Here is a 22,337-nt window from a genome sequence, read left to right on the forward strand (position 1 = left end):
CGTACGCAGTCGCCAATCCGCGCTGCCGCTTGTCCCGGCCCGGCCCCGGCCGCCGAGACGTCCCCGTGCCGGTCTCCGCCCGGTGCCCCGTCCGTACGGACCGGCCCCGGCGGTGCACTGACAGACCCTTCCCGTACTGTCGTTCCATGCCACGCCGCACCGCGACGATGCTCGCCTCCACGCTGATCCTCATCGCGCTGCTCTGCGCCGGCGTGCTGATCAAAGTGCCGTACTCGGAGATGTCCCCCGGTCCGACCGTGAACACCCTCGGCAAGGTCGGCGGCGAACCCGTCCTGCAGATTTCCGGGCACAAGACATATCCGGCTTCGGGGCATCTCAATATGACGACGGTCAGGGTCACCGGTGCCGACTACGACATGAATCTCGTCGAGGCCATCTACGGCTGGCTGGCGCACGACAGCCTGGTCGTACCGCACGACACCCTGTACCCGGACGGCAAGACCGAGCAGGAGTCGACGCAGGAGAACGCCGAGGAGTTCAGCCAGTCCCAGGAGAGCGCCAAGGTCGCCGCCCTGAACGAGCTGGGCATCCCGGTGACGTCGCGCGTCGTGGTCTCCACGGTCGTCAAGGGCAGCCCCGCGCAGGGCAAGCTGCACGCGGGCGATGTGATCAAGCAGGTGGACGGCGAGCCCGTGAAGCAGCCGGAGGACGTCGCCAAGCTCGTCACGCGCCGCGACCCCGGCGAGAAGGTCACGTTCACGATCATTCCGGCGCGCACGGCTCAGGCGGCGGAGAAGGCCGGCAAGGAGCCCAAGGGCAGCCGGGAGGTCGTCATCACGACGGTGAAGGCCCCCAAGGAGAAGCGCGCGATCGTCGGCATCCAGGCCGGGACGGACCACACCTTCCCGTTCCGGATCGACATCAAGCTGGCCGATGTCGGCGGCCCGAGCGCCGGTCTGATGTTCTCGCTGGGCATCATCGACAAGCTGACGCCCGGCAACCTCACCGGCGGCACGTTCGTCGCGGGCACCGGCACGATGGACGACAAGGGCAAGGTCGGCCCGATCGGCGGCATCACCATGAAGCTGGTCGGCGCGCGCGACGCCGGTGCGAAGTACTTCCTGACGCCGGAGGAGAACTGCGCGGCCGCCGCCTCCGACACCCCGGGCGGGCTCACGCTGGTGAAGGTGAAGACCATCGGCGACGCGAAGAAGTCGCTGGAGAAGATCGAGGCGGGGGACACGGCCGGTCTGCCGAGCTGTTCGGCGGGCTGACCGTGTCCCCCGCGGAGCGGGGACGGGTCAGGACTCGAACGTGGCGGCCAGCGCGTCGGCCAGTCCGGGCACCAGCCCGGCGCCGGTCCGCACCTCGCTCGGGGTGTCCTTCGCACGCAGCCGTACGGCCGACTCGCGGGTGCCGTCCCGGAGGACCGCCACGGTCATCCGCACCTCCTGACGCTCCGGGTGCTTGGCCACCCACTTGGTCAGCTGCGCGTCATTGAGCCCTTCGGGCACGGAGGACTCGGCGGACGGCGGCAGCATCAGCCGCTCCACCGACATCGCGCAGCCCGCCACCGCGTCCGGCCAGGCGATCGTGGCGAGGAACTCGTCCAGGGCGGTGCCCGGCGGCAGCTCGTCCTGTTCGATGGGGGTCAGTGCGGCGGCCGGGGCCTCGGGGCCGTCCAGGCCGAGCTGGGTGGCGAGAGCGGGCTCCTGGCGGCGCAGCCGGGCGGTGTCGACCAGGGCGAAGAGCCGGGCGGGCTGGTCCCAGCCGAGGCCGGAGATGTACTCGTCGATTTCGAGCACGGCCACAGTGAGCGGGCTCGCGGCCATCGGAGGGCCTGAGGGGGAGAGGTTGGACATGGCAATATCCTGCCTCCTTCGCCCCCGGAACCGGGAACTAGGTAAAGCGTCAGTAAGTTGCATAGGTGGGCTCTACGATCGCTGGGCCCGCTTTACAACGACCCGCGAACTTCGAGGTGCGCACCTTGGCTTTCCAGATGCCGGACCGCGGCGGAGGCCCGACCGGGCCACGGATCAGAGTCGGCCGCCCGTCCCGGCGTGCCCGTACCCTGCTCATGACACTGGGCGTCCTGGCGGTTCTCGCCATGGCGTTCGTCATGTTCGCCGGGTTCTGGACGGACTGGTTGTGGTACCGGTCGGTCGATTATTCGTCCGTCTTCACCACCACCTTGTGGACCAAGATCGGGCTGTTCCTCGTCTTCGGACTGCTGATGGCTTTCGCCGTCGGCCTGAACATCTGGCTCGCGCACCGGCTCAGGCCGCCGCTGAGCGCGATGTCCCTGGAGCAGCAGAGCCTGGACCGCTACCGCATGAGCCTGGCCCCGCACAAGAAGTGGGCGCTGCTCGCGATCACCGCGCTCGTCGGCCTGATCGCCGGAGCATCCGCCTCCGGCCAGTGGCGTACCTGGCTGATGTACGTGAACGGGGTGGCGTTCGGGCAGAAGGACCCCCAGTTCCATCTGGACGTGTCCTTCTACGCCTTCGACCTGCCCTGGTACCGCTTCCTGCTCGGCTTCGGCTTCGCGGCCACGGTGCTCTCGCTGATCGCCGCCGCGATGACCCACTACCTGTACGGCGGGCTGCGTGTCACCAGCCCCGGCGCGCGGGCGACCGGCGCGGCCACCGGCCACCTGTCGGTGCTGCTCGGTGTCTTCGTCTCGCTGAAGGCCGTGGCCTACTGGCTCGACCGCTACGGCCTGGCCGTGAAGTCCAGCGACTTCAAGGCCACGGACAACTGGACGGGCCTGCGGTACGTCGACGCCAACGCCTACCTCCCGGCGAAGACCATCCTGTTCTGCATCGCCGCGATCTGCGCCGTGCTGTTCTTCGCGACGCTCTGGCGCCGCACCTGGCAGCTCCCGGTGATCGGCTTCGGCCTGATGGTGCTCTCCGCGATCCTGATCGGCGGGCTGTACCCGGCGATCGTGCAGAAGTTCCAGGTCCAGCCGAACGAGCAGGCCAAGGAAGCCCCGTTCATCCGGAAGAACATCGATGCGACGCGTGACGCGTACGACATCGACCGGGCACAGGTCCAGGACTACTCGGGCAAGAGCACGACGGACGACGACGCCAAGCTGCGGGCGAGTGCGAACGAAGCCGCCAGCTACCGGGTGATGGACCCCAACGTCGTCTCCCCGGCCTTCCAGCAGCTCCAGCAGAAGAGGAACTACTACCAGTTCCCCAAGACGCTGGACGTCGACCGCTACAAGGACGCCGAGGGCAAGGACCAGGACACGGTCATCGGTCTGCGCGAGCTCAACCTCGACGGCATCCCCAAGCGCAACTGGATCAACGACCACTTCACCTACACCCACGGCTACGGTGCCATCGCGGCCCGCGGGACGACGACCGGCAAGAACCCGAAGGGTTCCCCGGACTTCACCGAGTCCGGCCTGCCGACCACCGGCGAGCTCGGTACGTACGAGCAGCGGATCTACTACGGCGAGAAGACCGAGCAGTACTCCATCGTCGGCGGGCCCCAGAAGGAGCTCGACTACGAGGAGGACGGCGAGAAGACCACCAGTTACAAGGGTGACAGCGGGGTCAGTCTCTCCAACGCCTTCAACCGCGCCGCGTACGCCGTCTCGTTCAGCGAGCCGCAGATCCTCTACTCGGGGGCCATCGGCGAGGGCTCGCGGATTCTCTACAACCGCACGCCCAAGGAGCGGGTGGAGGCGGTCGCCCCGTGGCTGACCATCGACGGCGACGCCTACCCGGCCGTGGTGAAGGGCCGCATCCAGTGGGTCGTCGACGCGTACACCACCACCAACGGCTACCCGTACGCCTCGCGTACGACGCTCGGTGACACCACGGCCGACTCGCTGACCACCAACCAGCGCGCGGTGGTCGCCCAGCAGAACCAGGTCAACTACATCCGCAACTCGGTGAAGGCCACCGTCGACGCGTACGACGGCACGGTCAAGCTCTACGAGTGGGACACCAAGGACCCGGTGCTGAAGACCTGGCGCAAGGCGTTCCCGGGGACCGTGGAGTCCCGGGCGGACATCCCGCAGGAACTCGTGGACCACCTGCGCTACCCGCAGGACCTGTTCAAGGTGCAGCGCGAGCTGCTCACCCGGTACCACGTCACCAGCCCCGCGCAGTTCTACAGCGGCAGTGACGCCTGGCAGGTCCCGGACGACCCGACCAACAAGGACTCCGGTGCCGTCCCGCCGTACTACCTGAGCATAAAGATGCCGGACCAGACGGCCCAGAAGTTCTCGCTGACGACGACCTTCACCCCCAAGGGGCGGCCCGACCTCGGGGCGTTCATGGCGGTGGACGCGGACGCGGCCAGCAAGGACTACGGCACGATAAGGCTCCTGAGGGTCACCACCACGGTGAAGGGCCCAGGCCAGGTACAGAGTGAGCTCAACGGCAACGACGACGTCGCCGAGTTCGTGCGGAACCTGAAGGGAACCGACTCCGACATCGAGTACGGCAACCTGCTGACCGTTCCGCTCGAAGGGGGCTTCCTCTACATCGAGCCGGTGTACACGCGCGGTGGCACGCAGAACTACCCGCTGCTGCGCAAGGTGGCCGCTTCGTACGGATCGAAGACCGTCTTCGAGAACAGTCTCGGGGAGGCGCTCAACGCGGTCTTCGGGGTGACGGACTCCGGCACCACCGAGCCGCCGACCGGCACCCGGCCCCCGGGTGACACCACGCAGCCGCCGGCCACCGGCGACGCGGCGCTGAAGCAGGCGATCGCGGACGCGCAGAAGGCCTACGCGGAGGGCGAGGCGGCCCTGAAGAAGCAGGACTGGACCGCCTACGGCAAGGCCCAGGCGGATCTCCAGAACGCGCTTGAGCGTGCGGCGGCCGCCCAGCCCAAGCCGGGCAGCGAGAAGGACGGGTCGAAGAGCACGGACTCCGTGAGCGATTCCGGCAAGAAGAAGGACGAACCGGCCGGAAGCGACAGCGGTGGCTGAGTAACCCGGTAAAAGCTCCACCTCGCGTCGTGGTACGGTTGCAACACAACGACGCGGGGTGGAGCAGCTCGGTAGCTCGCTGGGCTCATAACCCAGAGGTCGCAGGTTCAAATCCTGTCCCCGCTACTGAAAGACCAAGGCCCGGATCCTTTCGAGGATCCGGGCCTTCGTCGTGCCGTGACGACTTTCTTGTGCAGGGTGAGTGAAGTGTGCTTCGCGGGGCACGAGTTGAGACTGAACGTGTTTGACTTATCTCTCTGTGGGCATGTCGACAAAACGCTGAAGTGACCTCACTGGCCGCGCTATACCGGGTGTACGCGGGTTGCAGGTGGTGCGACGATGGTATTTATGGGGGACAGGGCAACTCTGTTGGAGACGGGGCGGTTTGTACAGCGACGCAGCTATCTGACCGGTAGCGCGTCTCATGCGGCTTTTGGTAGTCCCGCCGTGAGGGACAAAGAGACCACCGACGTAGGTGAGACACCCAGGACACCTGGGATCATCAGGGCGACCGAGACCGCCGAGACTGCGGGGTGTGCCGCGACCGCCGAGAACACGGGGAACGAAGAGGCCGGGCGTGCGGAGAGCACCGAGAGCCCGGAGAGCGCCGAGAGCGAGGCACGGCACCGCCGCGCCGCCGACGCCGGAGACCCCGGGTCGATGAGCGTCCTCGGCGCCCTGCTGCTGCGCCGCGGCGACCTGGACGGAGCGGAGCCGTATCTGCGCGGGGCCACCGCCGAGGGGGACCGGGCCGCGGCCAACAATCTGGGCGTCCTTCTCCACCAGCGCGGCTACGTCGACGACGCGGCCGGCTGGTGGCGCGTCGCCGCCGTCGCGGGCTCCGCCGCCGCCGCGCACGCGCTGGGCCGCCACTACCGCGAGCGCGGCGACGAGCCCGGCGCCGAGTACTGGCTGCGGCAGTCCGCCGAGCAGGGCCACGCCCTGGGCGCGTACGCCCTGGCCGACTTGCTGGAGCACCGGGGAGACGTCGGCGCCGAGCGCTGGCTGCGCGCGGCGGCCGAGCAGGGGCACCGAGAGGCCGCGTACCGCCTCGCCCGCCTGCTGGACCGCTGCCCCGACGACGACCCGCACGATGTCTTCGGCCGCCCCCGCTCGGGCTCCGACGGCTTCGGCCGGGGTGCCGGGCGCACGGTGGACCGCCCGTCGAAGGGGACGGTGACCGGGCGCGCGGGCGAGGCCGAGCAATGGTACCGGCAGGCCGCCGCGCGCGGTCACCGCCGGGCCGCCCTGCACCTCGGCGCCATCCTCGAACAGCGCGGTGAGCCCAAGGAGGCTGGCCGCTGGTACCTCATCTCCGCGAAGGCGGGCGAGGCGCGCGCCGCCTGTGCGCTCGGCTTCCTGCTGCGGGACGCGGGCGACGAGGAGAGCGCCGCCGTCTGGTGGCTGCGCGCCGCCCAGGAGGGCGACGGCAACGCCGCCAACGCGCTGGGCGCCCTCCACGCCGCCCGTGGCGAACAGCAGACCGCTGAGCGCTGGTACCGCGCCGCCATGGACGCGGGCGATGTCAACGGCGCCTACAACCTGGGCCTGCTCTGCGCCGCCCAGGACCGCACACCGCAGGCCGAGCAGTGGTACCGCCGCGCCGCGTACGCGGGCCACCGCGAGGCCGCCAACGCGCTGGCCGTGCTCCTGCTCCAGGCGGACGACGCGACCGGCGCCGAGCCCTGGTTCTCCAAGGCGGCCGAGGCGGGCAGCGTGGACGCGGCGTTCAACCTCGGCATCCTCTACTCCGGGCGGGACGAGGACCGCATGGCGCTGGTCTGGTACGAGCGTGCCGCGGCGGCCGGGCACACCGAGGCCGCCCTCCAGGTCGGCATGGCTCTCCTGCACCAGGGCGAGGAGCAGGAGGCCGAGCGGCATCTGCGGTGCGCGGCCGGTGGCGGCAGCGCGGAGGCGGCCTTCCGGCTGGCCGGAGTGCTGGACTCGCGTCAGCCGCCGCACGGCCCGCCCGCCCTCGGCGAACCGATGCCCGAGAAGACCGAGTGCGAGGAGTGGTACGAGCGGGCCGCCGAGCAGGGGCACCGCCGTGCCCAGGTCCGGGTCGGGATGCTCGCGGCGGCCCGCGGCGACATGGACAGCGCCGCCCGCTGGTACCGCGAGGCCGCCGAGGCGGGCAGCCGCAACGGCGCCTTCAACCTCGGGCTGCTGCTGGCCCGCGAGGGCAGCGAACCCGAGGCCGCGCTCTGGTGGAGCCGGGCGGCGAACGACGGCCACGGCCGGGCCGCGCTGCGCCTCGCCCTGCTGGCCGCCCGGCGCGGCGAGCTCACCGAGGGGCAGCGCTGGTGCGCGCGGGCGGTCGAGCTGGGCCCCGCGGAGGTCGCCGAGCGCGCCGCCCGGCTGCGGGAGGCGCTGCACCAGGAGCTGACCGCGTAGCAGGGCCCGGAGGGCGTCCGGCCGAACGGGGCCGGACGCCCTCCGGGCGGTGCGCGCTTCATTGATTTGCGCTGGTCCGGAGCGGTGACGTACAGTTCTAAACACAACGACGCGGGGTGGAGCAGCTCGGTAGCTCGCTGGGCTCATAACCCAGAGGTCGCAGGTTCAAATCCTGTCCCCGCTACTGAAACAGAAGGCCGGATCCTTTACAGGGTCCGGCCTTCTGCATGTGAGTGTGCGGAGTCTTCCGCGGGTGAGTGCACGAGAAGGGCCCCGGCGCGCGGGATCGCGTGCCGGGGCCCTTCTCGTGGCGATGTGGTCAGGCGGTGGTGGCCGCGCAGCTCGGGCAGATGCCCCGGTAGGTCACCTCGACTCCGGAGACCGAGAACCCGAAGCGCTCGTCGCTCGGCAGGTCCGCCATCGGGTCACCGGCCGGGTGCACGTCGCGGATCGTGCCGCAGCGGGCGCAGACCAGGTGGTGGTGGGGCCGGTGCGCGTTCGGGTCGTACCGCTTGGCGCGGCGGTCTGTGGAGACTTCGATGACCTCGCCGAGCGTCACCATCTCGCCCAGCGTGTTGTACACGGTGGCGCGGGAGATCTCGGGCAGCTTCGTCACGGCCCGTGCGTGGACCTCGTCCGCCGTCAGGTGCACATGGTCCCCGTCGAGAACCTCGGCCACGACGCGGCGCTGCGCGGTCATGCGCCATCCGCGGTTCCGAAGTCGTTCCAACAGGTCACTCATAGGGGTAAGCCTAACAGTCGAGGGACCGTGTCCCGAACAGGTGTGAATTTGGACTTTCGCTTGACTTGGACTTTGTCCATTGTAGGATCGGCAGCGGCATACGCCAAGGGACAGGCTGTGCACGACATGACGAATGTGCAGGAACGACGCAGGAGGCGCACGTGACGCAGGGACCGCTCACCACGGAGGCCGGCGCGCCGGTCGCCGACAACCAGAACAGCCAGACCGCGGGCGTCGGCGGTCCGGTCCTGGTGCAGGACCAGTCGCTGCTGGAGAAGCTCGCGCACTTCAACCGCGAGCGCATTCCGGAGCGCATCGTGCACGCCCGGGGCGCCGGTGCGTACGGCACGTTCACGCTGACCCGGGACGTCTCGCAGTGGACGCGGGCGAAGTTCCTCTCGGAGGTCGGCAAGCAGACGGAGACCTTCCTCCGCTTCTCGACCGTGGCGGGCAACCTCGGTGCGGCCGACGCGGTGCGTGACCCCCGTGGCTTCGCGCTGAAGTTCTACACCGAGGAGGGCAACTACGACCTCGTCGGCAACAACACCCCGGTGTTCTTCATCCAGGACGCCATCAAGTTCCCCGACTTCATCCACACCCAGAAGCGCGACCCGTACAGCGGCTCGCAGGAGGCGGACAACGTCTGGGACTTCTGGGGGCTGTCGCCGGAGTCGACGCACCAGGTGACCTGGCTCTTCGGTGACCGGGGCATCCCGGCCTCGTACCGTCACATGAACGGCTACGGCTCGCACACGTACCAGTGGAGCAACGAGGCGGGCGAGGTCTTCTGGGTCAAGTACCACTTCAAGACCGACCAGGGCATCAAGAACCTCACCCAGGCCGAGGCCAACAAGCTCGCCGGTGAGGACCCCGACAGCCACCAGCGCGACCTGCGCGAGGCCATCGAGCGCGGCGAATTCCCGAGCTGGACGGTGCAGGTCCAGATCATGCCGGCGGCCGAGGCGGCCACGTACCGCTTCAACCCGTTCGACCTCACCAAGGTGTGGCCGCACGAGGACTACCCGCCGGTCGAGATCGGGAAGCTTGAGCTCAACCGCAACCCGGAGAACATCTTCGCCGAGGTCGAGCAGTCGATCTTCAGCCCCGCGCACTTCGTGCCGGGCATCGGCCCGTCCCCGGACAAGATGCTCCAGGGCCGCCTGTTCGCGTACGGCGACGCCCACCGCTACCGCGTCGGCATCAACGCCGACCACCTGCCGGTGAACCGCCCGCACGCCACCGAGGCGCGTACGAACAGCCGTGACGGCTTCCTCTACGACGGCCGTCACAAGGGTGCGAAGAACTACGAGCCGAACAGCTTCGGCGGCCCGTTCGAGACCGGCCGTCCGCTGTGGGAGGCCACTCCCGTCAGCGGAGACGTGCACACGCACGCGGCGGCGACCCACGCCGAGGACAACGACTTCGTGCAGGCGGGGAACCTCTACCGGCTGTTCTCCGAGGAGGAGAAGGCGCGGCTGGTGGAGAACCTCGCCGGGTTCATCGCCAAGGTGTCGCGCGACGACATCGCCGAGCGCGCGATCAGCAACTTCCGCCAGGCGGACGGTGACTTCGGCAAGCGTCTGGAGGCCGCGGTCCAGGCCCTGCGCGGCTGATCCGGGCGGCTGCCGTCGACGGTGGGCCGGTCTCCTCCTCGGAGGGGACCGGCCCACCGGCCGTTCTCCCGGCGGCTCCGGGCCGGGTTCGCCGGGTCAGCCGCCGAGGTCCGCGTGATGGCGGCCGGACGGGGCCCAGCAGCGCAGGATGTCGCGGAGCGAGACGATGCCCACGGGGCGGTGGCCGTCCAGCACGATCAAGTGGCGGAAGCCGCCTCGCGTCATGGCCTCCGCGGCCCGCTCCAGGGGCCAGGCGGGCGCGGCGCAGACCACCTCGGTGGTGGTGTGGGCGCTGGCGGGCTCGGCGCCCGGGTCCAGGCCGGAGCCGACCGCGTCGAGGACGTCCCGCTCGGTGAGGATGCCAAGGACGCGTTCCCCGCCGTCCTCGTCCGTGCCGAGGGCGACCACGGCTCCGACGCGGTGCCGCGACATCAGCCGGGCGGCGAGGCGGAGCGTATCGGTGGAGCGGACGGTGAGGACCAGCGTGCTCATGGCGTCACGGACGAGCATGGCGGGCCACCTCCTCGGCGGACGGCCGCGCGGGCGGATGCACCTGCTCAAGGGCCCTGGGAGTCCCAGCGTCGCACCGATACCGGGGCGGAACAACCGCGTCCCGCCCCGGGGCGCGGCGGTCAGTAGCGCTGGTTCAGATAGCCGAGCAGCTCGTGGTGGAGCAGTCCGTTGGACGCCGCCGCGTTGCCGCCGCCCGGACCCGGTACCCCGTCCAGGCTGGTGAACGTCCCGCCCGCCTCCTGGACGACGATGGCGTTGGCGGCCATGTCCCAGAGCGACAGCTCCGGCTCCGCGCAGATGTCCACCGAACCCTCGGCGACCATCATGTACGGCCAGAAGTCCCCGTACCCGCGGGTGCGCCAGCAGGCCCTGGTCAGATCGAGGAACCCGTCGAGGCGCCCCTGCTCCTCCCAGCCGCTCAGCGAGGCGTACGCGAAGGACGCGTCCGCGATCCGCTCCACCCCGGACACCCCGAGCCGGGTGGCGGAGGTCAGGCTGCGGCCGGTGTACGCGCCCGCCCCCTTCGCGGCCCACCAGCGCCGGTTCAGCGCGGGCGCGGACACCACGCCGACGACCGGCTGGAAACCGCCCTCGCCCTCTTCCATCAGCGAGATCAGCGTCGCCCAGACCGGCACGCCGCGTACGTAGTTCTTGGTGCCGTCGATCGGGTCGATGACCCAGCGCCGGGGGCCGGTGCCCTCGATCCCGAACTCCTCGCCCAGGATCGCGTCGCGCGGGCGGGCCCGGTGGAGGTGGCCTCGGATGATCTCCTCGGCGGCCTTGTCGGCCTCGGTCACCGGCGTCATGTCCGGCTTGGTCTCGACCTTGAGGTCGAGCGCCTTGAACCGGTCCATCGTCGCCGCGTCGGCGGCGTCCGCCAGCACATGGGCAAGGCGCAGGTCATCGTGGTAATCGGGCATGCCGTCACAGTATCGACCGCAGGTGAACAGGGCTACACGACCGTGTCGGCGCCGTCAGTGCGAGGAGCCCGAGAGCTGGAGGCCGATCACCCCGAGGACGACCAGGGAGATCGAGACCAGCTTGAGCGTGGAGACCACGTCATCCAGGAAGACCATGCCGTAGATCGCGGTGCCCGCCGCGCCGATGCCGGTCCACACGGCATAGGCGGGCCCCACGTCGAGCTTCTTCAGCGACAGCGTCAGCAGACCGAAGCTGCCGAGCGCGAAGACGGCGAACGCGATGGTCGGCCAGAGCCGGGTGAAGCCGTGCGAGAGCTTCAGACAGACGGCGAAACCGGTTTCCAGGAGCCCTGCGACCACGACCAGCAACCACGCCATCGTCCCTGCCCTCCCGACCGGTGGCCGCCTTGCCACGTCGTGTGATCACGCCGAATGTGATCGCGCTGAGTGTGATGATGAATTTACCTGCTGGAGTGGATCGCAAACGCGATCGGATCAGTCACCCTCGCGCCGTTCCCGGGTGGCCAGCAGTCTGCGCAGCGAGTCCAGCCGGGCCGGATCGGCGTGGCCGTCCGCGACCCAGGCGTCCAGGGCGCATTCCGGTTGGCGGCTGTCGTGGGTGCAGCCGCGCGGGCATTCCCCGGCGCCGGGCTCCAGGTCCGGGAAGGCGTGGATCACCCGGGACGGGTCGATGTGGTTGAGCCCGAAGGAACGCACGCCGGGGGTGTCGATCACCCAGCCCCGGTCGTCGGGCAGCGGCAGCGCCAGGGCCGAGGTGGTGGTGTGCCGGCCGCGGCCGGTGACCGCGTTGACCACACCCGTCGTACGCCGCCGGTCCTTCGGCACCAGGGCGTTGACCAGGGTGGTCTTGCCGACGCCGGAGTGCCCGACGAAGGCGGTGACCCGGTCGTTGAGCTGTTCGCGGACCCGGTCGGCCGCGTCGCCGTTCTCCAGCTCCTCGCGGCTGGTCACCACGTACGGGACGCCCAGCGGGATGTACGCCTCCAGCAGCTTGTCCGGGGAGGCCAGGTCGGACTTGGTGAGCACCAGGAGCGGGGAGAGCCCGCCGTCGTACGCGGCGACCAGACAGCGGTCGATCATCCGCGGGCGGGGTTCCGGATCGGCGAGCGCGGTGACGATGGCCAGCTGGTCGGCGTTGGCGACGACGACCCGCTCGTACGGATCGTCGTCGTCCGCCGTCCGGCGCAGCACCGAGCGGCGCTCACTGATGCGCACGATCCGGGCGAGGGTGTCCTTGTCGCCGGAGAGGTCTCCGACGAGCGAGACCCGGTCGCCCACCACGGCGGCCTTCCGGCCCAGCTCGCGGGCCTTCATCGCGACGATCGTACGGTCGTCGACGAGGCAGGTGAGGCGGCCCCGGTCCACGGTGAGGACCATGCCCTCCTCGGCGTCCTCGTGCTTGGGGCGGGTGTGGGTACGGGGCCGGTTGCCCTTGCGGTTGGGGCGGACCCGGACGTCGTCCTCGTCGGTGTGCTTGCCGTAGCGGCGCATGTCTCAGGCCCCGAGCATTCCGGTCCACATCTGCGGGAAGTCCGGCAGGGTCTTGGCGGTTGTCGCCACGTTCTCGATCTCCACTCCGGGTACGGCCAGGCCGATGACCGACCCGGCGGTCGCCATCCGGTGGTCGTCGTATGTATGGAAGGTACCGCCGCGCAGCGGGCGGGGCCGGATGTGGAGGCCGTCGGCGGTCTCGGTGACATCGCCGCCGAGCTCGTTGATCTCCTTGGTGAGTGCGGCCAGCCGGTCCGTCTCGTGCAGCCGCAGGTGGGCGACTCCGCTCAGGGTGGACGGCGAGTCGGCGAGCGCGGCGACCGCGGCGATGACCGGGGTCAGCTCGCCGACCTCGCCGAGGTCGACGTCGATGCCGTGGACGCGGCCGGAACCGGTGAGGGTGAGGCCGCGCTCGGTCAGCTCGCAGCTGCCGCCCATCGCCGTGAAGATCTCCCGCAGCGCGTCGCCCGGCTGAGTGGTGCGCTCGGGCCAGTCGGGGATGGTGACCCGGCCGCCGGTGACCAGCGCGGCCGCGAGGAAGGGCTGGGCGTTGGAGAGGTCGGGCTCGATGGTCAGGTCACGGCCGAGCAGGGCGGAGTGCGTGACCCGCCAGACGTTCGGCTCGCCGCCCGTCTCCGGCTCGTCGACCTGCGCGCCGACGGCCCGCAGCATGTCGACGGTCATCCGGATGTGCGGCATGGAGGGGAGCCGTCCGCCGGTGTGGCGGACCTCGACGCCCTGGTTGAAGCGCGGTGCCGACAGCAGCAGCGCCGAGACGAACTGCGAGGACGAGGAGGCGTCGATCTCCACCGCGCCCCCGTCCAGCGCCCCGCTGCCGTGCACCGTCATCGGCAGCGAGCCGCGCCCCTCGTCGTCGATCCGGGCGCCGAGCGTCCGCAGCGCCTCGATCACACCGGTCAGCGGGCGCTCGTACGCGCGCGGGTCGCCGTCGAAGCGGACCGGGCCGTCGGCGAGGGCCGCGACCGGCGGAAGGAAGCGCATCACCGTACCGGCGTTGCCGACATCGACCGTGGTGGGGCCGTGCAGTCCGGCCGGGATGACCCGCCAGGCCTCGCCGGTGCCGTCCGGCCCGACACCCTCCTCGATGCCGACGCCCATCGAGCGCAGCGCCTCGGCCATCAGCAGCGTGTCGCGGGAGCGCAGCGGGCGGCGCAGCCAGCCCGGCTCGGCGGCGAGCGCGGCGAGGACGAGCGCGCGGTTGGTGACCGATTTCGATCCGGGGACGGTGACCGTCGCGTCGACGGCCCCGGTCGCGTGCGGGGCGGGCCAGAGGGCAGGGTGCGCGGAACTCTCGGTCATGGTCCTTACCTTAGTGGCTACCCACCATGCCTAATCCTGAACAAAAGCGAAGGGAACGGGCCACGGTCACGGCGTCGTGGCGTCCGTGGAGGACGCCCGTGTCCGTTCAGAGCCCGAGCAGCCAGCGCCCGCCGCCGATCAGCGAGCAGAGCGACACCGCGTGGAAGAGGAAGAGCCAGAGCGCGGCCGGCACGTCCGTCAGCCGCGACAGCTGGTCCGCGTCGGAGTCCGGCGCCCCGCCGTACCGCCGCTTCGACTGGAGCTCGAAAGCCGGGCGCACCCCGCCGAGCAGCAGGAACCAGACCACGGTGTACGCGAAGAACGCCTGCCAGTCCGGCGACGCCAGCCAGGACACCAGCAGGAAGGCGGAGCCGGTGAGGATCACCGTCAGCGCCCCGTACACATTGCGGATCATCACCAGCATCGCCGCGAGCAGCGCGGTGGCCACCCACAGCAGCAGGGTGATCCGGCCCTCGGTCAGCAGCCACGCGCCGCCGAGCCCCAGCAGCGGCGGGGCGGTGTAGCCCGCGGCGGCGGTCAGGACCATCCCGATACCGGTCGGTCTGCCGCGGCTGACGGTCAGCCCGCTGGTGTCCGAGTGCAGCCGGATGCCGGAGAGCTGCCGCCCGGTGAGGAGCGCGATCAGCCCGTGCCCGCCCTCGTGCGCGATGGTGATCGCGTTGCGGGCCAGCCGCCACAGCGGGTTCGGCACGACGGCGATCAGCGCGAGCGTGCCGGTCACCACCACCAGCCACTGCTCGGGGGCCGGCTGGGTGCCGAAGACCCGGTCCCAGAGATTGCCCAGATCGGTGCTGTCCATGACGCGGGCGGCTCCTCGTGGTTCGGCTTGCGGTATCGGCGTCCTGCCGGTGCGACGGTCGTGGCAGTCTGGCACTTATGTGCGGACGGTATGCAGCGAGTCGGCGGCCCGAGGACCTGACCGGACTTTTCCAGGTCGAGAAGTGGGAACCGGCCGAGAGCCTGGCACCCGATTGGAACGTGGCCCCCACCAAGGAGGTCTACGCCGTGCTGGAGCGTCCTTTGAAGGACGCAGAGGACCGGCGTCCGGTTCGCCAGATGCGCGTACTGAAGTGGGGGCTCGTGCCGTCCTGGGCCAAGTCGCCGGAAGGCGCCGCCCGGATGATCAACGCCCGCGCGGAGACCGTCCACGAGAAGCCGTCCTTCCGCCGCCCCTTCGTCTCCCGGCGCTGCGTCCTGCCCGCCGATGGCTACTACGAGTGGGTCACCGGCGCCGACGAGCGGCACCTGGAGGAGAAGGGGAAGCGCAAGCGCCCGCGCAAGCAGCCGTATTTCGTGACACCCGCCGACGGCTCGGTCTTCGCGATGGCCGGACTGTACGAGTTCTGGCGCGACCGGACCCTCCCGGACGACCACCCGCTGGCCTGGTGGGCGACCTGCTCGGTGATCACGACCGAGGCCGAGACCACCCCGCTCGCCGTCGCTCCCGCCGAGGGCCCGGCCACGCTCGCCGACATCCACCCCCGGATGCCGCTGATGCTGACCCCGGACCGCTGGGACGCCTGGCTCGACCCCGCGCGCACCGACGTCGACGAGCTGCGGTCGCTGCTCACGCCGCCGCCCGCCGGGCTGATGCGGGCCTACCCGGTGGCCACCGCCGTCAGCAACGTCCGCAACAACGGGCCCGAACTGCTGGAAGAACTGGCCGCGCCGGAGATGGGCACCCTCTTCTGAGGGCACGGCGGCGAGGATGGGGCACGTGAGCACAGCAGAGACGGGCCACGGAGCCCGGACCACCGACCTGGTCGGCACCGGCGCCGGACCGGCGAGGATCACCTGGCACCCCGCGACCGGCGGCGCCCGCCTGGTGCTGGCCCTCGGGCACGGCGCGGGCGGCGGCATCGAGGCCCGCGACCTCCAGGCCCTGGCCGCCGCGCTCCCCGCCCACGGGGTCACCGTCGCCCTGGTGGAGCAGCCGTGGCGGGTGGCCGGGAAGAAGCTCGCCCCCGCCCCGAAGACCCTGGACACCGGATGGCGGGGGGTGTGGCCCGCGCTGGCCGCCGCCGGGCCGCCGGTCGTCGCGGGCGGGCGGAGCGCCGGGGCCCGGGTGGCCTGCCGTACGGCGGCGGAGCTGGGCGCCCGCGGGGTGCTCGCGCTCGCCTTTCCGCTGCATCCTCCGGGCAAGCCGGAGAAGTCCCGGGCCGGCGAACTCCTCGGCACCGGCGTCCCCGCCTTCGTCGTGCAGGGCGGTCGCGACCCGTTCGGGCGCCCCGCCGAGTTCCCGCCGGGGGAGTACGGGATCGCCGAGGTGCCCGGCGGCGACCACGGCTTCGCCGTACCGAAGAAGACCGGGCCGGGCCAGGAGGCGGCGCTGGAGATCCTGACCGGAGCCGTGACCGGCTGGCTGGCCGCCCTGGCGTGACGAGCCTCTCACCGCGTACCGCTGGGACGGGGGCGTACCCCTGTGGCGTGCCGCGGGAATGCCCGGCGCGGGGCCGCTGTTGTCGGAGTCATCGGTACGCAAACGTCGTTGTGGAGAGGGAGTCCGTCGCATGGGTTCGACCATCTGCCCGCGCCGCTCGAACACCGCTGACCTGGAGTGGACAGTGCTGCACGCGGCCAGGACCACTGCTGAGCGGGGTCCGGGCGGAAATGATCGACAGCCCGTCCAGAAGCAAGGTCGACTATTCTCCGATTCGAGCGGAACCGGTCGCGGATCCGCCACGGCGTTGGAGGAGGTGGGTCCGGTCACTGGGACCGATACAGGGACCGACGACGGCCGCGCACAGGAGACGCCCGCTGAGCGCAACGCGCGCTTCGAACGGGACGCGCTCGGATATCTCGACCAGATGTACTCGGCCGCGCTGCGCATGACGCGCAACCCCGCGGACGCCGAGGACCTGGTCCAGGAGACCTACGCCAAGGCGTACGGCTCCTTCCACCAGTTCCGCGAGGGCACCAACCTCAAGGCGTGGATGTACCGCATTCTCACCAACACCTTCATCAACTCGTACCGCAAGAAGCAGCGCGAGCCGCAGCGCAGCGCCGCCGAGGAGATCGAGGACTGGCAGCTGGCGCGCGCCGAGTCGCACATGTCGACCGGCCTGCGCTCGGCGGAGTCGCAGGCGCTCGACCACCTGCCCGACTCCGACGTGAAGGCCGCGCTCCAGGCGATCCCCGAAGAGTTCCGCATCGCCGTCTACCTCGCGGATGTCGAGGGCTTTGCGTACAAGGAGATCGCGGACATCATGGGGACTCCCATCGGTACGGTGATGTCCCGACTGCACCGGGGCCGCCGCCAGTTGCGCGGCATGCTGGAGGACTACGCCCGTGAGCGCGGGCTCGTCCCGGCCGGTGCCGGAGAGTCGGACGATCGGAAAGGCTCGGGCTCATGAGCTGCGGAGAGCCGCACGAGACGGACTGCTCGGAAGTCCTCGACCATCTCTACGAGTTCCTCGACCACGAGATGCCCGACAGTGACTGCACCAAGTTCGAGGTGCACTTCGAGGAGTGCTCCCCGTGCCTGGAGAAGTACGGCCTGGAGCAGGCCGTCAAGAAGCTGGTGAAGCGGTGCTGCGGTCAGGACGACGTTCCCAGTGACCTGCGGTCCAAGGTGATGGGCCGGATCGACCTGATCCGCTCGGGGCAGGCCGTCCCCGAGCAGGACATCACGGCCGCGGGCAGCGAGCAGCCGACCGCCGCCACGGAGTGACTCCCGGCGGCCGGTCCGTCCCGGCCGCCGCCCCCGCATCACCCGAATGTGCTAATCAGGCTCATTGACGCTCGATCGGTCGCGCACATCGCTAGCGTGGCGCCTCCATTGACGACGTCGGAGGGCGGGCCGAGCGGGTGAGAGCCACACGCGGGGCGGCCCGCGCGTACATCACGGCCGTCGCGGCAGGCGCTCTGTGCTGTGCGGCACCCGCGCTGCCGGGCGGCGCCCGGACTCCCTGGGGCACCGTCGCCCTGCTGGCCGGGCTCTATCTCGCCTGTGAACTCCCCGGGCGCCGCCCCTTCCCCAGCGGCTCCCTGCCGATCCGTGCCGGATCGTTCTTTCCGCTGCTGCTCGCCGCCGCCTTCCTGCTGCCGCCCGCCGCGGCGGCCCTGGTCGCCGTGCCCGGTTCGCTCGTCGGCCGGGTGGAGCGGCCGCCCGCCACCGCGCGGCGCGTCTGGCGGGCCGCGCAGCTCGCCGTCACGGTCTGGGCCGCCGCGACCGTCCACGGACTGCTCGACGGCCGGGCCACGCTCGGCGGCCCCGGCCGGCTCCCCGACCTCCCGTACGCGATCGTGCCTGGCTGCGCGGCCGTGCTCGCCTTCAGTCTCGTACTGGCCGCGCTGGACGGATCGATCCTGGTCGCCGCCGAACGGCTTCCGCCGCGGCGGGCCTGGAACGGGCTGCTGAGCCGCTCGCTGGGCCCGCATCTGGTGCACGGACTGGCCGGGCTGATGATGGCGGTCCTGTGGCACGGTCCGTACGGGCCGCTGTCCGCGCTCATCGTCCTGCTGCCGATGTACATCTCCTGCTGGGTCTTCGCCCAGTACCACCGCGAGCACGCCGCGCACCGCGCCACGATCCGGGCCCTGGTGCAGGCCGTCGACCTCAAGGACACCTACACCCGGGGCCACAGCGAGCGGGTCGGGCGGGCCTCCGTCCTGATCGCCCGCGAACTGGGCATGGACCAGGACCGCACGGAGGTCGTCCGGTTCGCCGGGATCCTGCACGACGTCGGCAAGCTCGGCGTCCCCACCCGGGTGCTCCGCAAGGACGGGCCGCTCACCCCGGAGGAACGGCAGGTGATCGAGCTGCACCCGGAGTACGGGCACGAGATCGTGCGCGGCATCGGCTTCCTCGGCGAGGCGCGGGCCGCCATCCTGCACCACCACGAACGGCTCGACGGCAGTGGCTACCCGTACGGACTGAGCGGGCGCGAGATCCCGGAGTTCGCCCGGGTCGTCGCGGTGGCCGACGCCTTCGACGCGATGACCTCGACCCGCTCCTACCGGCGGGGCAGGCCGGTCCCCGCGGCGCTGGCGGAGCTGAAGCGGTGCGCGGGTACGCAGTTCGACCCGCGGATGGTCCGGGCGCTGGCACGCGGTCTGGAGCGGCACGGCTGGTCGGCGGCGACGACCGCGGGCCCGGAAGAGGGACCTGTGCCGCCGGATGGCTCCGTGCGGTCCGGCGGTCCTGTGTTGCCGGACGGTCCCGCGCGGTCCGGCGGTCCCCGTCCCGGCCGGGTTCCCGCGTCCGGTCCGCAGCCGATCGCGGACCGCCGCGGATGACCCGCGCCGGGGCCACCACGCCCCTCGTGCTGCTCGTCGCCCCCGCCGTCCGCGCCGTCGCGGCGCTGCTCGCCGCCGCAGGGCTCGGCCTCACCCTCTGGGAGGGCGTCCACGACCCCGGGCACGCCCTCGCCTTCGGCGTGCTGATCGCGCTCGGCGAGCTCACCCGGTGGGGCGCGCTGCCCGGGGAGCGCGAGCCCGCACCGCTCGGCGCGGCCGGGGCGCTGGCGTACGCCCTGCTCGGCCGCAGCGGCAGCGCGCCGACCGCGCACGGGGTGCACCAGGTGATCGCCGTGCTCGTCGCGGCCCAGCTGGTGGCCTCGGTGCCCCATGTGGCGCGCGGCACCGGACCCGCCCCCGACCGGGTGGCCCGTCGTGTCCTGACGGTGACCTTCGCCGCCGTCTGCTTCCAGCCGCTGTACCTCGGGGGGCGGCTCGCCGAGGGCCCGTACTACGTCCTGGTCCTGCTCCTGATCCTGGTCCTGACCGCGCTGTGCGACGCCGTGCTCGCCGCTCTGCTGCTGTGCGCCCGCACCGGCCACCCCTACCCGCCGCTCCTCCGTGACGAGCTGCGCGGCCTCGCCGGCATCGGCTCGGCGGTCTGCGCGACCGGGGTGGTGGTGGCCCTCGGCGTGGCGGTCGCCGGGCTGTGGGCGCTGCCGGTGCTGTGCGTACCGCTGCTGCTGACCCAGGTCTCCTTCCGCCGCTTCATCGCCGTACGCACCACCTACCGGCAGACCATCGCCTCGCTCGCCCGGTCCACCGAGATCGCCGGATACACCCCGCCCGGTCACGCCCGCAGGGTCGCGGCGCTCTGCCGGGCCGTCGGCCGCGAGCTGGGGCTCTCCGGGAGCCGGCTGACCATCCTGGAGTACGCCGCCCTGATGCACGACATCGGCCAGCTCTCGCTGGTCGACCCGGTTCCGGACGGGGCCACGGCCACCCTGCCCGCCGCCGAGCAGCGCCGCATCGCGCTGCTCGGCGGCGCGGTGGTCCGGCAGACCGGGGTGGACACGGACGTCGCCGTCGTCGTGGAACGGCAGGCAGACCCCTACCGCGAGCAGCCGTTGTCCGCCAGGATCGTCAGGGTCGTCAACGCATACGACGACCTCTGCGGGGAAAGTCTCATCGGGCCGCTGGGCGCACTCGAACAACTCAGGCTCGGCACGGCCCACGACTACCAGCCCGAAGTCGTGGAATCCCTGGCCAGGGTCCTGGCCCGGGGGGCTCCGGCCCCGGTTCCGCCCGGCTAACCCACGGGTAATGAGCGGGCGTCCGGCCCGGCATGGTTGGATGCGAAGAGAGCGGAAATCAGAGGGTGTCCAGTCGGGACAGGCGGGAATCGTGAGGATCTTCGGGAAGGTACGGCATCGGCCCTCCGCCTCTTGGCGGCAGGCCACGGACCGCGCGTTCACGCTGATCGGCGACGGCCGGTACGAGGACGCGGGCGCGCTGCTGACGCGTGCGGCGGACCTGGAGCCCTGGCTCTCCGAGTCGTGGTTCAACCTGGCGCTGCTGCACAAGTTCCGGCACGACTGGGAGCAGGCGCGGGCCGCCGGCCTGCGGGCCGTCGCGCTGCTCGGCAAGGAATCCGGCGCTCCGGACTGGTGGAACGTCGGGATCGCCGCCACCGCGCTCCAGGACTGGCCGCTGGCCCGCCGGGCGTGGCAGGCGTACGGCCTGAAGGTGCCGGGCACCGGACAGCACGTCTCGGCGGCCAACAGCGAGCCGCTCGGCATGGACCTGGGCAGCGCCGCGGTGCGGCTGTCGCCGGAGGGCGAGGCCGAGGTGGTCTGGGGCCGCAGGCTCGATCCGGCCCGGATGGAGGTGCTCTCCATCCCGCTGCCGTCGTCCGGCCGCCGCTGGGGCGAGGTCGTGCTGCACGACGGGGTGCCGAACGGCGAGCGGGTCACCGCGGCCGGGCCCTCCTACCCGGTCTTCGACGAGATCGAGCTGTGGGCGCCGTCCCCCGTGCCGACCTGGGTGGTGCTGCTGGAAGCGGCCACCGAGGCGGACCGGGACGCGCTGGAGCAGCTGGCCTCCGACGCCGGGTTCGCCGCCGAGGACTGGTCGTCCTCCGTGCGGCTGCTCTGCCGGGCCTGCTCGGAGAGCCGGATGGAGAGCGACGAGGGTGACGGCGAGCACCTCGACCCGCACGACCACAGCGAGCCGGGCCATCCCGGTCCGCTGGGCCACCGCACCTCCGGCGATCTGTGGGTGCCCGAGCGGGAGTGCGGGATAGCCGCACCGGCCGGGCTGGTGCGCGGTCTGCTGGACGGCTGGGTGGCCGACAGCCCGGACAGCCGCGAGTGGCGGGATCTGGAAGAAGTCTGCTGACCGGTGCCCGTAGGCTGTACGGACACCGGTCGCGGTGTACGGGCAGCCGGGCCCCGGGGACTGCCGGACGGCCGGGTTTCAGGTTCTGAGGAAGGCGTACGGCGGAGATGGCGCAGCAGGAGACGGACGAGCAGATCAGCCTCGACGACGAGGGATTCGTCGTGGACACCGAGGACTGTGAGGCGCGTGAGACGGCACACCGCGAGCGTGGCACCTCCCGTCCGATCACGGTCGTGGGCAATCCGGTGCTTCACAAGGAGTGCGCGGACGTCACCGAGTTCGACGACGAGCTGGCCCGGCTGATCGACGACATGTTCGCGAGCCAGCGGAGGGCGGAGGGCGTCGGCCTCGCCGCCAACCAGATCGGTGTCGACCGCAAGGTCTTCGTCTACGACTGCCCGGACGACGAGGGCGTACGGCACGTGGGCGCCGTCTGCAATCCGGTGCTGGAGGAGCTGGCGCCCGAGCGGCGGGTGCTGGACGACTCCAACGAGGGCTGCCTCTCGGTGCCGACCGCGTACGCCGAGCTGGCCCGCCCGGACTACGCGGTGGTCACGGGCCAGGACGCGCGGGGCAACCCGATCAAGGTCCGGGGCACCGGCTTCTTCGCCCGCTGCCTCCAGCACGAGACGGACCACCTGTACGGCTACCTGTACATCGACCGGCTCTCGAAGCGGGACCGCAAGGACGCGCTGCGGCAGATGGCGGAGGGCACGCCCCGCTACGAGACCGTGCCGAACGACTGAGCCGTACGTACGCGGCGGGCTTGCGCGGACGGGTCCGGTCCTTCCCGCCGAGGAAGGCCGGGCCCG

Annotated in this window: 20 protein-coding genes and 2 tRNA genes; 14 read left to right on the plus strand and 8 right to left on the minus strand. The window is 71.3% G+C overall.

Annotated elements, in window-relative coordinates; genetic code table 11:
• Positions 1–146: 146 nt before the first annotated feature.
• A complete protein-coding gene (locus ACFVWY_RS28920) occupies positions 147–1,235 on the plus strand; it encodes a PDZ domain-containing protein (protein WP_389877578.1) in 1,089 nt (362 codons plus the stop codon).
• A gap of 27 nt (positions 1,236–1,262) precedes the next feature.
• On the opposite strand, the gene ACFVWY_RS28925 is transcribed toward ACFVWY_RS28920, so the two are convergent.
• Positions 1,263–1,823, minus strand: coding sequence for a PPA1309 family protein (locus tag ACFVWY_RS28925; protein WP_389877579.1), 561 nt, complete (start codon positions 1,821–1,823; stop codon positions 1,263–1,265).
• 137 nt (positions 1,824–1,960) lie between these two features.
• Between ACFVWY_RS28925 and ACFVWY_RS28930 the strand changes: the two genes are divergently transcribed.
• The 4 genes from ACFVWY_RS28930 to ACFVWY_RS28945 all read left to right on the plus strand — a co-directional run bounded on the left by ACFVWY_RS28930 (position 1,961) and on the right by ACFVWY_RS28945 (position 7,493).
• Complete coding sequence (locus tag ACFVWY_RS28930; protein ID WP_389877629.1) at positions 1,961–4,915, plus strand: UPF0182 family protein; 2,955 nt, start codon at positions 1,961–1,963, stop codon at positions 4,913–4,915.
• Positions 4,916–4,967: 52 nt separating this feature from the next.
• Positions 4,968–5,041: transfer RNA gene (locus tag ACFVWY_RS28935), tRNA-Met, on the plus strand.
• A 213-nt stretch (positions 5,042–5,254) separates the two neighbouring features.
• Positions 5,255–7,309: a tetratricopeptide repeat protein gene (locus ACFVWY_RS28940; protein ID WP_389877580.1), complete on the plus strand. Its 2,055-nt coding sequence runs from the start codon at positions 5,255–5,257 to the stop codon at positions 7,307–7,309.
• Between the two features lie 110 nt (positions 7,310–7,419).
• Positions 7,420–7,493: transfer RNA gene (locus ACFVWY_RS28945), tRNA-Met, on the plus strand.
• 135 nt (positions 7,494–7,628) lie between these two features.
• On the opposite strand, the gene ACFVWY_RS28950 is transcribed toward ACFVWY_RS28945, so the two are convergent.
• The gene (locus tag ACFVWY_RS28950; protein ID WP_389877581.1) at positions 7,629–8,051 is read right to left on the minus strand and encodes a Fur family transcriptional regulator; all 423 of its coding nucleotides are present in this window, start codon (positions 8,049–8,051) and stop codon (positions 7,629–7,631) included.
• 161 nt (positions 8,052–8,212) lie between these two features.
• Here ACFVWY_RS28950 and ACFVWY_RS28955 point away from each other — a divergent pair, with 161 nt between their 5' ends.
• Positions 8,213–9,664, plus strand: a complete 1,452-nt coding sequence (locus ACFVWY_RS28955) for a catalase (protein WP_389877582.1) — start codon at positions 8,213–8,215, stop codon at positions 9,662–9,664.
• Between the two features lie 96 nt (positions 9,665–9,760).
• On the opposite strand, the gene ACFVWY_RS28960 is transcribed toward ACFVWY_RS28955, so the two are convergent.
• The 6 genes from ACFVWY_RS28960 to ACFVWY_RS28985 form a co-directional block, all read right to left on the minus strand.
• Positions 9,761–10,174 (minus strand): cyclic nucleotide-binding/CBS domain-containing protein, encoded by a 414-nt coding sequence (locus ACFVWY_RS28960; protein ID WP_389877584.1) that lies wholly within the window; start codon positions 10,172–10,174, stop codon positions 9,761–9,763.
• A gap of 122 nt (positions 10,175–10,296) precedes the next feature.
• Entirely contained in the window at positions 10,297–11,097 is an 801-nt protein-coding gene (gene hisN / locus ACFVWY_RS28965; RefSeq protein WP_389877586.1) for a histidinol-phosphatase, read from the minus strand.
• A 54-nt stretch (positions 11,098–11,151) separates the two neighbouring features.
• Positions 11,152–11,475: a DMT family transporter gene (locus ACFVWY_RS28970; RefSeq protein ID WP_389877588.1), complete on the minus strand. Its 324-nt coding sequence runs from the start codon at positions 11,473–11,475 to the stop codon at positions 11,152–11,154.
• Positions 11,476–11,592: 117 nt separating this feature from the next.
• Positions 11,593–12,609 (minus strand): ribosome small subunit-dependent GTPase A, encoded by a 1,017-nt coding sequence (gene rsgA / locus ACFVWY_RS28975; protein ID WP_389877590.1) that lies wholly within the window; start codon positions 12,607–12,609, stop codon positions 11,593–11,595.
• Between the two features lie 3 nt (positions 12,610–12,612).
• Complete coding sequence (aroA, locus tag ACFVWY_RS28980; protein WP_389877591.1) at positions 12,613–13,929, minus strand: 3-phosphoshikimate 1-carboxyvinyltransferase; 1,317 nt, start codon at positions 13,927–13,929, stop codon at positions 12,613–12,615.
• 106 nt (positions 13,930–14,035) lie between these two features.
• The gene (locus ACFVWY_RS28985) at positions 14,036–14,749 is read right to left on the minus strand and encodes a M50 family metallopeptidase (RefSeq protein WP_389877592.1); all 714 of its coding nucleotides are present in this window, start codon (positions 14,747–14,749) and stop codon (positions 14,036–14,038) included.
• A gap of 77 nt (positions 14,750–14,826) precedes the next feature.
• Here ACFVWY_RS28985 and ACFVWY_RS28990 point away from each other — a divergent pair, with 77 nt between their 5' ends.
• The 8 genes from ACFVWY_RS28990 (at position 14,827) to def (ending at position 22,271) form a co-directional block, all read left to right on the plus strand.
• On the plus strand, positions 14,827–15,642 hold the full coding sequence (locus tag ACFVWY_RS28990; RefSeq protein ID WP_389877593.1) for an SOS response-associated peptidase: 816 nt from the start codon (positions 14,827–14,829) through the stop codon (positions 15,640–15,642).
• Positions 15,643–15,658: 16 nt separating this feature from the next.
• Positions 15,659–16,330, plus strand: coding sequence for an alpha/beta family hydrolase (locus tag ACFVWY_RS28995; RefSeq protein WP_389877595.1), 672 nt, complete (start codon positions 15,659–15,661; stop codon positions 16,328–16,330).
• 316 nt (positions 16,331–16,646) lie between these two features.
• Complete coding sequence (locus tag ACFVWY_RS29000; RefSeq protein ID WP_366293385.1) at positions 16,647–17,303, plus strand: sigma-70 family RNA polymerase sigma factor; 657 nt, start codon at positions 16,647–16,649, stop codon at positions 17,301–17,303.
• Positions 17,300–17,620, plus strand: a complete 321-nt coding sequence (rsrA, locus tag ACFVWY_RS29005; RefSeq protein WP_389877597.1) for a mycothiol system anti-sigma-R factor — start codon at positions 17,300–17,302, stop codon at positions 17,618–17,620. The genes ACFVWY_RS29000 and rsrA overlap by 4 nt, the downstream gene beginning before the upstream one ends.
• Before the next feature lie 137 nt (positions 17,621–17,757).
• A complete protein-coding gene (locus tag ACFVWY_RS29010) occupies positions 17,758–19,188 on the plus strand; it encodes an HD-GYP domain-containing protein (protein ID WP_389877599.1) in 1,431 nt (476 codons plus the stop codon).
• The gene (locus ACFVWY_RS29015) at positions 19,185–20,441 is read left to right on the plus strand and encodes an HD-GYP domain-containing protein (RefSeq protein WP_389877600.1); all 1,257 of its coding nucleotides are present in this window, start codon (positions 19,185–19,187) and stop codon (positions 20,439–20,441) included. Before ACFVWY_RS29010 ends, ACFVWY_RS29015 begins: the two co-directional genes overlap by 4 nt.
• Positions 20,442–20,532: 91 nt before the next feature.
• Positions 20,533–21,525 (plus strand): tetratricopeptide repeat protein, encoded by a 993-nt coding sequence (locus tag ACFVWY_RS29020; RefSeq protein ID WP_389877602.1) that lies wholly within the window; start codon positions 20,533–20,535, stop codon positions 21,523–21,525.
• Positions 21,526–21,632: 107 nt separating this feature from the next.
• Positions 21,633–22,271, plus strand: coding sequence for a peptide deformylase (gene def, locus ACFVWY_RS29025; protein ID WP_389877604.1), 639 nt, complete (start codon positions 21,633–21,635; stop codon positions 22,269–22,271).
• The last annotated feature ends 66 nt before the right edge of the window (positions 22,272–22,337 follow it).

The organism is Streptomyces sp. NPDC058195, from assembly GCF_042883525.1.
Taxonomy (GTDB): domain Bacteria; phylum Actinomycetota; class Actinomycetes; order Streptomycetales; family Streptomycetaceae; genus Streptomyces.

Excerpts from the sequence above, each read along its gene's own strand:
- ACFVWY_RS28920 (WP_389877578.1), top strand. The coding sequence starts at position 147 with ATGCCACGCCGCACCGCGACGATGCTCGCCTCCACGCTGATCCTCATC.
- ACFVWY_RS28925 (WP_389877579.1), bottom strand. The coding sequence starts at position 1,823 with ATGTCCAACCTCTCCCCCTCAGGCCCTCCGATGGCCGCGAGCCCGCTC.
- ACFVWY_RS28930 (WP_389877629.1), top strand. The coding sequence starts at position 1,961 with ATGCCGGACCGCGGCGGAGGCCCGACCGGGCCACGGATCAGAGTCGGC.
- ACFVWY_RS28940 (WP_389877580.1), top strand. The coding sequence starts at position 5,255 with ATGGTATTTATGGGGGACAGGGCAACTCTGTTGGAGACGGGGCGGTTT.
- ACFVWY_RS28950 (WP_389877581.1), bottom strand. The coding sequence starts at position 8,051 with ATGAGTGACCTGTTGGAACGACTTCGGAACCGCGGATGGCGCATGACC.
- ACFVWY_RS28960 (WP_389877584.1), bottom strand. The coding sequence starts at position 10,174 with ATGCTCGTCCGTGACGCCATGAGCACGCTGGTCCTCACCGTCCGCTCC.
- hisN (WP_389877586.1), bottom strand. The coding sequence starts at position 11,097 with ATGCCCGATTACCACGATGACCTGCGCCTTGCCCATGTGCTGGCGGAC.
- ACFVWY_RS28970 (WP_389877588.1), bottom strand. The coding sequence starts at position 11,475 with ATGGCGTGGTTGCTGGTCGTGGTCGCAGGGCTCCTGGAAACCGGTTTC.
- rsgA (WP_389877590.1), bottom strand. The coding sequence starts at position 12,609 with ATGCGCCGCTACGGCAAGCACACCGACGAGGACGACGTCCGGGTCCGC.
- aroA (WP_389877591.1), bottom strand. The coding sequence starts at position 13,929 with ATGACCGAGAGTTCCGCGCACCCTGCCCTCTGGCCCGCCCCGCACGCG.
- ACFVWY_RS28985 (WP_389877592.1), bottom strand. The coding sequence starts at position 14,749 with ATGGACAGCACCGATCTGGGCAATCTCTGGGACCGGGTCTTCGGCACC.
- ACFVWY_RS28990 (WP_389877593.1), top strand. The coding sequence starts at position 14,827 with ATGTGCGGACGGTATGCAGCGAGTCGGCGGCCCGAGGACCTGACCGGA.
- ACFVWY_RS28995 (WP_389877595.1), top strand. The coding sequence starts at position 15,659 with ATGGGGCACGTGAGCACAGCAGAGACGGGCCACGGAGCCCGGACCACC.
- rsrA (WP_389877597.1), top strand. The coding sequence starts at position 17,300 with ATGAGCTGCGGAGAGCCGCACGAGACGGACTGCTCGGAAGTCCTCGAC.
- ACFVWY_RS29015 (WP_389877600.1), top strand. The coding sequence starts at position 19,185 with ATGACCCGCGCCGGGGCCACCACGCCCCTCGTGCTGCTCGTCGCCCCC.
- def (WP_389877604.1), top strand. The coding sequence starts at position 21,633 with ATGGCGCAGCAGGAGACGGACGAGCAGATCAGCCTCGACGACGAGGGA.